Origin of the sequence: Saccharothrix lopnurensis (genome assembly GCF_042658445.1) — a bacterium.
Classification (GTDB): domain Bacteria; phylum Actinomycetota; class Actinomycetes; order Mycobacteriales; family Pseudonocardiaceae; genus Actinosynnema; species Actinosynnema lopnurensis.
Window position 1 is genome coordinate 1 of the sequence record NZ_JBHSQO010000084.1, and the last position, 10608, is coordinate 10608.

The following is a 10608-nucleotide window of genomic DNA, read 5'->3' on the forward strand; positions in this document are numbered from 1 at the left end:
GGCGCGCCCCCCGCCGGGCCGAGCCACGCGGCCAGCGCGGCCAGCACGCCCGCGCACCGCCCGGGGTGCCGCACCGCCCACGCCGTCGCCACGTGCGCGCCCAGCGAGATGCCCCCGACCAGCAGGGGAGTGCCCGACCAGGCCGCGTCCAGCGCCTCGTGGCACTCCCGCACCCCCCGCACCGCGGGCGTGGCCGGCGCGAACCCGGCCTCGGTCAGCGGGCGCCCGAACACCCGGGCCACGAACACCTCGTCGGACGCGGTTCCGGGCAGGAGAACGGCGGGCGACGGGCTCATGGCCGTAGATCCTCCCCCAGTCGGATACTCGATCGGGGGTGGCTGGTTACCCTGGCTGTCAGACGGGCTTCGCTGTCGAGGCCCCGCGCACTCTCCTGGAGTCGGGGATGACTGGTACCGGGGGCGGCTATTGGCGCCGCCTCGTGCGTCGGCTGAGCGCCGACGCGAGCGAGTTGGACGCCGACGACCTGTCGCGAAAAGTCGCGGCGGTCGGAGCCGTGCGGGCGTGTGACTGCAAGTCCGGGGAGGAGGTGACGGTCCTCGGGAGGCTGCGCAGCGTCGAACTCTGCCCCCGCGACGCCGCCGCCACCCTGGAGGCCGAGCTGTTCGACGGCACCGAGGGCGTCACGCTGGTGTGGCTGGGCCGCCGCCGGATCGCGGGCATCGAACCGGGCCGCACGATCAAGGCCAGGGGCCGGATCGCGGTGCGCGACGGCCGCAAGGTGCTCTACAACCCCTACTACGAGCTGCAGAACGCTTCATGACACAGGCTGACGAGAAGGAGAAGCAGCCCACGCTGCTGGAGCAGATGGGCGGCGTCAGCGGGCTGGCGCTCTCCTCGCTCCCGGTGGTCGTGTTCGTGCTGGTGAACGCCTTCGCCGGGTTGACACCGGCGATCTGGGCCGCGCTCGGCTCGGCGGTGCTCATCGGCGTCGTGCTGGCCCTGCGCAAGGGGTCGGTCCAGCCCGCCGTCTCGGCGGTGTTCGGCGTCGGCATCGCGGCGTTCATCGCCTACCGGACCGGCGACGCCAAGGGCTTCTTCCTGTACGGCATCTGGCAGAGCCTCGTCTACGGCGGCGCGTTCGTGCTGTCGATCCTGGTGCGCCGGCCGCTGGCGGGCGTGATCTGGAACATGCTCAACGGCCAGGGCAGCGCGTGGCGCCAAGACCGCGCCAGCGTCCGCGACTACGACATCGCCACGCTCGTGTGGGCGCTGGTGTTCTTCGCCCGGTTCGCGGTGCAGCGGTGGCTGTACGACGAGGCGTCCGTGGGCTGGCTGGCCGCGGCGCGGCTGGCCATGGGCTACCCGCTGATGGCGGTGGCGCTGGTGGCGACGGTGTGGGCGGTGCGGCGGTCGGACAAGCGCCTCAAGGCGGCGATCGCCCGCGAGGAGGAGGAGAACCGGGAGGCCGAGGAGCGCCTGCGGGCGCAGGCGGCCGAGGGCCGGCCCGACGTCTACCAGCAGCTGGCCACCCCGCCCAGGCCGACCGACGAGGACCGGGTGGTCGCGAGGCCCGACGAGCGCTGAGCGGGTGCGGGGGTCCCGTTCCCGGGACCCCCGCACCCGCTCACCGGCCCCTCAGTAGCCCAGCGAGGACCGGATCTCCCGCTCCACGTCCGCCGCCGCCACGAACAGCAGTTCGTCCCCGCCCTCCAGCGTGTCGTCCGGCGAGGGCACGATCACCCTCCCGCCGCGCAGGACGGTGACCAGGGCGGCGTCCCGCGGCAGGTCCAGCGAGTTCACCGGCGACCCGGCCAGCGGCGTGTCCTCCGGCAGGGTGATCTCCACCAGGTTCGCCTGCCCCTGCCGCAGCGTCATCAGCCGCACCACGTCACCGACCGTCACGGCCTCCTCGACCAGCGCCGACAGGATCCGCGGCGTCGAGACGGCCACGTCCACGCCCCACGACTCGGTGAACAGCCACTCGTTGGCCGGGTCGTTCACCCGGGCCACCACGCGCCGCACCGCGAACTCGGTCTTGGCCAGCAGCGACACCACCAGGTTGACCTTGTCGTCACCGGTCGCGGCGATCACCACGTCGCACAGCTGCATCCCGGCGTCCTCCAGCGAGGACAGCTCGCAGGCGTCGGCCTGCACCCACTCGGCCTGGTCCACGGTGTGCGGTTCGAAGTGGTTCCGGTCCCGCTCGATCAGCATGACCTGGTGACCGTCGGCCACCAGCTCCGCGGCGATCGACCGGCCCACCGCGCCGGCACCGGCAATGGCGATACGCACTCAGCTCTCCTCGGGCGCCTGGGCCGCGGCGGCGGCCACGTCGGTGACGGTGCCGGACAGGGCCGCCACGTACACCTGGTCATCGGCCTGGAGCACCGTCTTCGAGTCCGGCAGCACCCCCGTGCCGAACCGCATGATGAACGCCACCCGGCAGCCGGTGACCTGCTGGAGGTCCCGCACCGAGCGCCCCACCCAGTCCTCGTGCAGGTCCAGCGGCAGCACCGCGACCGTGCCGGACGGGTCGCGCCACACCGTGGCGGTGCCCTCGGGGATCAGCATCCGCAGGAACCGGTCGGTCGACCAGGGCACGGTCGCCACGGTCGGGATGCCCAGCCGCTCGTAGACGGCGGCGCGCTTCTCGTCGTAGATGCGGGCGACCACGGCCTCCACCGCGAACGTCTCCCGCGCGACCCGCGCCGAGATGATGTTCGAGTTGTCGCCGCTGGACACGGCCGCGAACGCGCCGGCCCGCTCGATGCCCGCCTCGATGAGGACCCGCTGGTCGAAGCCGTTGCCGACGACCTGCTGCCCGTGGAAGTCGGCGCCGAGCCGCCGGAAGGACTGGACGTCCTTGTCGATCACCGCGACCTGGTGGTCCAGGCGCTCCAGGGCCCTGGCCAGGGAGGAGCCCACCCGGCCGCACCCCATGATCACCACGTGCACGAAAGCCTCCTGAGCGACATTTACGCAGAACCTACCCACGACTACTCCGACCAGGGGACGGGGACCCCTTACGCTTTCGCCCCGTGTCCAAGCTCGCAACCGCGGCCAAACGCCTCCTGGTGGGCAGGCCGTTCCGCAGCGATCGGCTAGCCCACACGCTGCTGCCCAAGCGCATCGCCCTGCCGGTCTTCGCGTCGGACGCGATGTCGAGCGTGGCCTACGCGCCGGAGGAGATCTTCCTGGTCCTCTCGGTCGCCGGGCTGTCCGCCTACTCGCTGGCGCCGTGGGTGGGCGTGGTCGTGGTCGTCGTCATGCTGACGGTGGTGGCGAGCTACCGGCAGAACGTCCACGCCTACCCCTCCGGCGGTGGCGACTACGAGGTGGCCACGGTCAACCTGGGCCGCCGGGCCGGGCTGACGGTCGCGAGCGCGCTGCTGGTCGACTACATCCTCACCGTCGCCGTCTCCATCTCCTCCGCCGCCGCGAACATCGGTTCGGCCATCCCCTTCGTGGCCACCCACAAGGCCGAGTTCGCGGTGGTCGCCATCGTCCTGCTGACCGCGGTCAACCTCCGGGGTATCCGGGAATCGGGCAGCGCATTCGCGGTGCCGACCTACGCGTTCATGGCCGGCGTCCTGCTGATGGTCGGCTACGGCCTGTACCGGGGCGTCGTCGCGGGCGACGACCTGCGCGCCGAGAGCGCCGGCTTCGAGCTGCGCGCCGAGGACGACCACCTGGTCGGCCTGGCGTTCGTGTTCCTGGTGCTGCGCGCGTTCTCCTCCGGCTGCGCCGCGCTGACCGGCGTCGAGGCGATCAGCAACGGCGTGCCCGCGTTCCGCAAGCCGAAGTCGCGCAACGCGGCGACCACGCTGCTGCTGATGGGCCTGATCGCGGTCACCATGCTGATGGGCCTGATCGTGCTGGCCCAGCTCACCGGCGTGAAGATGGCCGAGGACCCGGCGCACCAGCTGGTCGGCGCGCCCGAGGGCTACGAGCAGAAGACCATGATCGCCCAGATCGCGGGCGCGGTGTTCGAGGGCTTCCCGGTCGGCTTCTTCTTCATCACGACCGTCACCGCGCTGATCCTCGTGCTCGCGGCCAACACCGCGTTCAACGGCTTCCCGGTGCTCGCCTCGATCCTCGCCCAGGACCGCTACCTGCCCCGCCAGCTGCACACCCGCGGCGACCGGCTGGCCTTCAGCAACGGCATCGTCTTCCTCGCGGGCGCGGCGATCATCCTGGTGCTGGCGTTCGACGCCGAGGTCACCAAGCTCATCCAGCTCTACATCGTGGGCGTGTTCGTCTCGTTCACGATGAGCCAGGCGGGCATGATCCGGCACTGGAACCGGCTGCTGGCCGGCGAGACCGACGAGGACGCCCGCCGCCGGATGCGCCGGTCGCAGGCCATCAACGGGTTCGGCCTGGCCATGACGGCGTCGGTGCTCGTGGTGGTGCTGATCACGAAGTTCACCAAGGGCGCCTGGATCGCGATCGCGGTGATGGCGGCCATCTACGCCCTGATGACCGCGATCCGCAAGCACTACGACCGGGTCGCCGAGGAGCTGCGCCAGCAGGAGCGGCAGAAGCTGCTGCCCGCCCGCAACCACGCCATGGTGCTGGTCTCCAAGCTGCACATGCCCACGCTGCGGGCCCTGGCCTACGCCAAGGCCACCCGACCCGACATCCTGGAGGCGGTGACGGTGAACGTGGACGAGGCCGACACCCGCCGCCTGGTCCGGGACTGGGGCAAGGAGAACTTCAAGGTGCCGCTGAAGGTGATCGAGTCGCCCTACCGGGAGATCACCAAGCCGGTGCTGGACTACGTGCGGCGCGTGCGCACCGACAACCCGCGCGACGTGGTGACCGTGTTCATCCCCGAGTACGTGGTGGGGCACTGGTGGGAGCAGTTCCTGCACAACCAGAGCGCGCTGCGGCTCAAGGGCAGGCTGCTGTTCCAGCCCGGGGTCATGGTCACCAGCGTGCCGTGGCAGCTGGCCTCGTCGAGGAAGGTCATGCACAAGGACGACGTGGTCCCGCCCGGCGCGGTCCGCCGCGGCCTGGACAACCGCGGTCAAGAGGAGCGGAAGCGCACGTGAGCACCACCTGGGAACAGCGGCTCATCGAGGTCGAGGTCGGCGCGGTCGCCCACGGCGGGCACTGCGTGGCCCGGTACGAGGGCCGCGTGGTGTTCGTCCGGCACGCGCTGCCGGGCGAACGCGTCGTGGTCCGGATCACCGAGGACACCGGCGGCTCGTTCTGCCGCGGCGACGCCGTGGAGGTCGTCGAGGCGTCCCCGGACCGAGTCGAGCCGCCCTGCCCGTTCGCCCGCCCCGGCCTGTGCGGCGGGTGCGACTGGCAGCACGCCTCGTGGCCCGCGCAGCGCGCGCTGAAGGCCGCCGTGGTGGCCGAGCAGCTCCGGCGGCTGGCCGGCCTGGACCGCGAGGTCGTCGTCGAGGCGCTGCCCGGCGGCCCCGAGGACTGGCGCACCAGGGTGCGCCTGGCCGTCGGACCCGGCGGCCGGCCCGGGTTCCGCGCCCACCGCAGCCACCGGGTCATCCCGGTCGACCACTGCGTCATCACCGTGCCCGGCGCCCTGGACGGCGCGCTCGGCCGCACCTGGCCGCCCGGCTCCGAGCTGGTCGTCGCCCACGACGCCGACGACCACGACCACCTGATCGAGATCGGCCCGCCCACCACCCGCCGCGGCCGCCGCCCCGTGCCCGGCCCCGCCCGCCGCCGCCGGGGCAGCGGCATCGCCACCGAGCGCGCCGCGGGCCGCACCTGGCGGGTGCGCGCGGACGGCTTCTGGCAGGTCCACCCCGCCGCCGCGGACACCTTCGCCCGCGTGGTGGGCGAGTGGGCGGCCGCCCGGCCCGGCGAACGCGCCTGGGACCTCTACGGCGGCATGGGCCTGTTCGCCTCCGTGCTGGCCGGGCAGGTCGGCGCGACCGGCTCGGTGGCCGTGGTGGAGTCCTCGGCCCGCGCGGTGGCCGACGGCCGGACGGACCTGGCCGACCTGCCGCAGGTCAGCTGGCACGTCGGCCTCACCGAAGCCGTCCTGGAGGGCCCCGACCTCACCGACCAGCCGCCCGACGTGGTCGTGCTCGACCCGCCGCGCAAGGGCGCGGGCAAGGCGGTCGTCGCCGCGATCGCCGACCGCCGCCCCTCCCGCGTCGTGTACGTGGCGTGCGACCCGGCCGCCCTGGCCCGCGACATCGCCGCGTTCGCCGCGCACGGCTACGAGCTGGCCCGGCTCAGGGCCTTCGACGCCTTCCCCATGACGCACCACGTGGAGTGCGTCGCGCTGCTGGTGCCCACCGCGTCGACCGACCGTCTCAGCGAGTGGTCCGTAGACTGACCGGACGAAACGGGGAGTGGAAACCACAGGGCGAGGTGGAGCGAGTGACGCTGCTGGAATCCGTGCACGGACCGGCCGACCTGAAACGGCTCGGCGCCGAGGAGCTGGTCCGCCTAGCCGAGGAGATCCGGCGCTTCCTCGTCGAGAAGGTCTCCCGCACCGGCGGGCACCTCGGGCCCAACCTCGGCGTCGTCGAGCTCACCATGGCCGTGCACCGGGTCTTCGACTCCCCGCACGACTCGGTCGTGTTCGACACCGGGCACCAGAGCTACGTGCACAAGGTCCTCACCGGCCGCCGCGAGGGCTTCGACACCCTGCGCCAGAAGGGCGGCCTGTCCGGCTACCCCTCCCGGGCGGAGAGCGAGCACGACGTCGAGGAGAACAGCCACGCCTCGACCGCCCTGTCCTACGCCGACGGCCTGGCCAAGGCGTACCAGCTCACCGGCCAGCGCCGGCACGTCGTCGCGGTCGTCGGCGACGGCGCCCTGACCGGCGGCATGTGCTGGGAGGCGCTGAACAACATCGCCTCCGGCACCGACCGCTCCGTGGTGATCGTGGTCAACGACAACGGCCGCTCCTACTCGCCCACCATCGGCGGCCTGGCCGACCACCTGTCCTCCCTGCGCCTCCAGCCCGGCTACGAGCGCGCCCTGGAACGCGGCAAGAACGCCATCCAGGCCGCCCCGATCCTCGGCAAGCCCCTCTACGCGGCCCTGCACGCGGCCAAGCGCGGCATCAAGGACGCCATCAGCCCGCAGGCGATGTTCGAGGACCTCGGCCTCAAGTACATCGGCCCGGTCGACGGCCACGACCACGCCGCCCTGGAGTCGGCCCTGCGCCGCGCCAAGTCCTTCGGCGGACCGGTCATCGTGCACACCGTCACCCGCAAGGGCAACGGCTTCGCCCCCGCGGAGAACCACGAGGCCGACCAGATGCACGCCACCGGCGTCATCGACCCCATCACCGGCGAGAACATCGGCCCGTCCAAGCGCACCTGGACCCACGTGTTCGCCGACGAGCTGGCCACCCTCGGCGGCGAGCGCCCCGACCTGGTCGCCATCACCGCGGCCATGCGCGGCCCGACGGGCCTGGACAAGTTCGCCGGCCTCTACCCCGACCGCTGCTTCGACGTCGGCATCGCCGAGCAGCACGCCATGACCTCCGCCGCCGGCCTCGCCATGGGCGGGATGCACCCCGTGGTGGCCATCTACGCGACCTTCCTCAACCGGGCGTTCGACCAGCTCCTCCTCGACGTGGCCATGCACCGGCAGGGCGTCACCGTCGTGCTCGACCGGGCCGGCATCACCGGCCCCGACGGCGCCTCCCACCACGGCATGTGGGACCTGTCCATCTGCGGCCTGGTCCCCGGCATCCACGTCGCCGCCCCCCGCGACGCCGCCTCCCTGCGCGAACAGCTGCGCGAGGCCGTCCAGATCCCGGACGCCCCCTCCGTGATCCGCTACCCCAAGGCGTCGGTGGGCCCCGACCTGCCCGCCCTGGAACGCGTCGGCACGGTCGACGTCCTGCGCCGCGAGGGCGACGACGTCCTCCTGATCGCCGTGGGCGCCTTCGGCGAACTCGGCGTCGCCGCCGCCCAGCGCCTGGCCGACCAGGGCATCGGCGTCACCGTCGTGGACCCCCGCTGGATCTTCCCGGTACAGCAGGACCTGATCCACCTGGCCGCGTCCCACCGCCTGGTCGTCACCGTGGAGGACGGCGGCAGGCACGGCGGCTTCGGCTGGGCCCTGGCCGCCGCCCTGCGCGACGCCTCGGTGGACGTCCCGCTGCGCGACCTGGGCATCCCCCAGCAGTTCCACCAGCACGGCGAGCGCAACGAAGTCCTGGCCGACCTCGGCCTGACCGCCCAGGACGTGGCCCGACGCATCACCGAGTGGGTAGCCGCCGCAGAACCGGCAGACCTGAACGCAACGGTGGAGAAGTAACCACCACCACAGCCGTCGCAGACCACACCGGGGGCAACTCGTGTTCCCCCGTATGGCCTGGGCGCAGCCCTACCGCGCTTGTCCAGGGGGTGTCGCACGCCCTTCGCGACGCCCCCTGGACAAGCGCGGTTGCCTCAGGCAGGCCATACGGGGGAACACGAGCCCACGCCCTTCCCCCGGCGGCCTGCCCAGCGGCGAGCGACCGCTCTTGATCCCGTGAACCCCCAGCTCCCGTGAACCCCCATTCCTCACTAAGCAGCCTCTCAGGAAGATGTGGCACCTTTGTGAGGTGCGGATCCTGGTAGTCGAGGACGAGGTGCCGCTGGCCGACGCGATCGCGCGCGGTCTGCGGCGCGAGGGCATGGCCGTGGACGTCGCCTACGACGGCGAGACGGGCCACGAGAAGTCGACCGTCACCCGGTACGACGTGGTCGTGCTCGACCGCGACCTGCCCGGCATGTCCGGCGACGAGCTCTGCAAGGAGATCCTCAGCTCCGGCGCCCTCACCAGGGTCATGATGCTCACCGCCAGCGCCGGCGTGGACGATCGCGTGGCCGGCCTGTCCCTGGGCGCCGACGACTACCTGGCCAAGCCCTTCGCGTTCCCCGAGCTGGTCGCCCGCGTCCGCGCCCTGGCCCGCCGCGCCACGCCCGCCACCCCGCCCCTGCTCACCGCCCGCGACGTCGAGCTGGACCCCGCCCGCCGCACCGTGCGGCGCGCCGGCCGCCCCGTCGAGCTGACCCGCAAGGAGTTCGGCGTCCTAGAGGTGCTCCTGGCCGCCAAGGGCTCCGTGGTCTCCAGCGAGGAGCTGCTCGAACGCGTCTGGGACGAGAACGCCGACCCGTTCACCACCACGGTCCGGGTCACCGTCATGACCCTGCGCAAGAAGCTCGGCGAACCCGGCATCATCGACACGGTGGTCGGCTCCGGCTACCGGGTGCCCACGGCAGGCTCCGCTGAGCTCTGAGCTGGCCCGCAGGCGCGGACCCGGGCTGCGGACGCGCCTCACCCTCCTCGCGACCGGCCTGGTCGCGTTCGTCAGCGGCCTGCTGCTCCTGCTCGGCTGGCTCCTCGTCGGACGGGTCATCGCGTCCTCCCCCCGCTTCGCCGAGGGCAGCACGGTCATGGTCGACGGGCGCGAGGTCGACGCCGCCCTGCTCATGGACGTCCTCGGCGAGCAGGCCCGCGAGGACGTGCTCAGGACCGGCTCCGTCGCTTTCCTGTGCGTGGTGGCCGCCGCCGCGCTGCTCGCCTGGACCATCACCGGGCGCGTCCTCCAACCCGTGCACGACGTGACCGACGCGGCCCGCCGACTGTCCGCCGAGTCGCTGGGGGAGCGCCTGCGCCTGGACGGCCCCCGCGACGAGGTGGCCGAGCTGGCCGACACCTTCGACGAGATGCTCGACCGGCTCCAGGCCGCGTTCGAGTCCCAGCGCCGGTTCGTCGCCAACGCCTCCCACGAGCTGCGCACCCCCCTCGCGGTGGTCCGCACCGAGCTCGACGTGACGCTGGCCGACCCGGACGCCGACGTCGCCGAGCTGCGCCGCATGGCCTCCGTGGTGCGGGCGGCCACCGAGCGGGCCGAACAACTCGTCAGCGCCCTGCTGCTGCTCGCCCGCACGGACGGGCTCGGGCTGGCGGTCCACGAGCCCGTCGACCTCAACGCCGTGGTCGGGTCCGCGTGGCGGGCCGTGCGGGGGGAGGCGGGGGAGCGCGGCGTGCGGATCTCGTTCCGCGCCAACCCGGCGCCCGCCGTCGGGGACCCCGCCCTGCTGGAGCGGATCGCGGGCAACCTCCTGGAGAACGCCGTCCGGCACAACCTGCCCAACGGGTGGATCGACGTGCAGACCGAGGGCGGGCCCGAGTGGACCCTGCTCCGGGTCTCCTCCTCGGGGCCCGTCATCGCGCCCGACCGGGTCGACGAGCTGTTCGAGCCGTTCCGCCGGGGTGGCGCCGACCGGACCGCGCGCACCGGCACCGGCCTCGGCCTGTCCATCGTGCGGGCCGCCGTCGCAGCTCACGGGGGTCAGGTGCACGCCTCGGCGGTGCCCGGCGGGGGGCTGTCCGTGGCGGTGCGCCTGCCGTCCTCGCCGCACGGAAAACTCGTGTGAGTGGTCCCGGTCACACATGATCGGGTTTCGGGGTCCGCACAGGGGGTCCTACCTGCGCAAACCACCCTCTCGGACCCCGATTTGTCTCCGCGTTGGGCGGCGTGTAACTTTCTCTCTGCCAGCGCGGAACGGGCCGGACAGACCGGAACGGAGCGCGGGACACCAGCCCCGGATCAACGCCACTGGGAACAGTGCGGAGTGACGGTGAGCGCGTGTTCTTTGAGAACTCAACAGCGTGCCGAATAGCCAGTAAATTTATGATCCTCGTCAAGAGGATTCC

At 72.6% G+C, this 10608-nt stretch carries 9 protein-coding genes and 1 pseudogene; 7 read left to right on the plus strand and 3 right to left on the minus strand.

Features of this window, described 5'->3' with window-relative positions; all coding sequences use genetic code 11:
• Nucleotides 1-296 (minus strand): annotated as a pseudogene (locus ACFP3R_RS37150) (alpha/beta hydrolase); the annotation flags it as partial.
• 107 nt (nucleotides 297-403) lie between these two features.
• On the opposite strand from ACFP3R_RS37150, the gene ACFP3R_RS37155 reads away from it, so the two are divergent.
• Both ACFP3R_RS37155 and ACFP3R_RS37160 read left to right on the plus strand, forming a co-directional pair.
• Nucleotides 404-781, plus strand: coding sequence for an OB-fold nucleic acid binding domain-containing protein (locus ACFP3R_RS37155; RefSeq protein ID WP_380643666.1), 378 nt, complete (start codon nucleotides 404-406; stop codon nucleotides 779-781).
• Complete coding sequence (locus tag ACFP3R_RS37160) at nucleotides 778-1545, plus strand: DUF3159 domain-containing protein (protein ID WP_380643668.1); 768 nt, start codon at nucleotides 778-780, stop codon at nucleotides 1543-1545. Before ACFP3R_RS37155 ends, ACFP3R_RS37160 begins: the two co-directional genes overlap by 4 nt.
• Nucleotides 1546-1596: 51 nt before the next feature.
• Here ACFP3R_RS37160 and ACFP3R_RS37165 read toward each other — a convergent pair whose 3' ends face one another.
• The gene (locus tag ACFP3R_RS37165; RefSeq protein WP_380643671.1) at nucleotides 1597-2253 is read right to left on the minus strand and encodes a potassium channel family protein; all 657 of its coding nucleotides are present in this window, start codon (nucleotides 2251-2253) and stop codon (nucleotides 1597-1599) included.
• On the minus strand, nucleotides 2254-2916 hold the full coding sequence (locus ACFP3R_RS37170; RefSeq protein WP_380643673.1) for a potassium channel family protein: 663 nt from the start codon (nucleotides 2914-2916) through the stop codon (nucleotides 2254-2256). It lies immediately after the preceding gene.
• A gap of 83 nt (nucleotides 2917-2999) precedes the next feature.
• Here ACFP3R_RS37170 and ACFP3R_RS37175 point away from each other — a divergent pair, with 83 nt between their 5' ends.
• The 5 genes from ACFP3R_RS37175 (at nucleotide 3000) to ACFP3R_RS37195 (ending at nucleotide 10328) form a co-directional block, all read left to right on the plus strand.
• Nucleotides 3000-5012 (plus strand): APC family permease, encoded by a 2013-nt coding sequence (locus ACFP3R_RS37175; RefSeq protein ID WP_380643675.1) that lies wholly within the window; start codon nucleotides 3000-3002, stop codon nucleotides 5010-5012.
• Nucleotides 5009-6274, plus strand: a complete 1266-nt coding sequence (locus tag ACFP3R_RS37180; RefSeq protein WP_380643678.1) for a class I SAM-dependent RNA methyltransferase — start codon at nucleotides 5009-5011, stop codon at nucleotides 6272-6274. Before ACFP3R_RS37175 ends, ACFP3R_RS37180 begins: the two co-directional genes overlap by 4 nt.
• A 44-nt stretch (nucleotides 6275-6318) precedes the next feature.
• Nucleotides 6319-8217, plus strand: a complete 1899-nt coding sequence (gene dxs / locus ACFP3R_RS37185; protein ID WP_380643681.1) for a 1-deoxy-D-xylulose-5-phosphate synthase — start codon at nucleotides 6319-6321, stop codon at nucleotides 8215-8217.
• A gap of 289 nt (nucleotides 8218-8506) precedes the next feature.
• The gene (locus tag ACFP3R_RS37190) at nucleotides 8507-9184 is read left to right on the plus strand and encodes a response regulator transcription factor (RefSeq protein WP_380643683.1); all 678 of its coding nucleotides are present in this window, start codon (nucleotides 8507-8509) and stop codon (nucleotides 9182-9184) included.
• The gene (locus ACFP3R_RS37195; RefSeq protein WP_380643686.1) at nucleotides 9174-10328 is read left to right on the plus strand and encodes a sensor histidine kinase; all 1155 of its coding nucleotides are present in this window, start codon (nucleotides 9174-9176) and stop codon (nucleotides 10326-10328) included. The genes ACFP3R_RS37190 and ACFP3R_RS37195 overlap by 11 nt, the downstream gene beginning before the upstream one ends.
• Nucleotides 10329-10608: the final 280 nt, after the last annotated feature.

Bases quoted from the DNA above. Each gene is read 5' to 3' on its own strand.
- ACFP3R_RS37155 (WP_380643666.1), top strand. From the start codon at position 404: ATGACTGGTACCGGGGGCGGCTATTGGCGCCGCCTCGTGCGTCGGCTG.
- ACFP3R_RS37160 (WP_380643668.1), top strand. From the start codon at position 778: ATGACACAGGCTGACGAGAAGGAGAAGCAGCCCACGCTGCTGGAGCAG.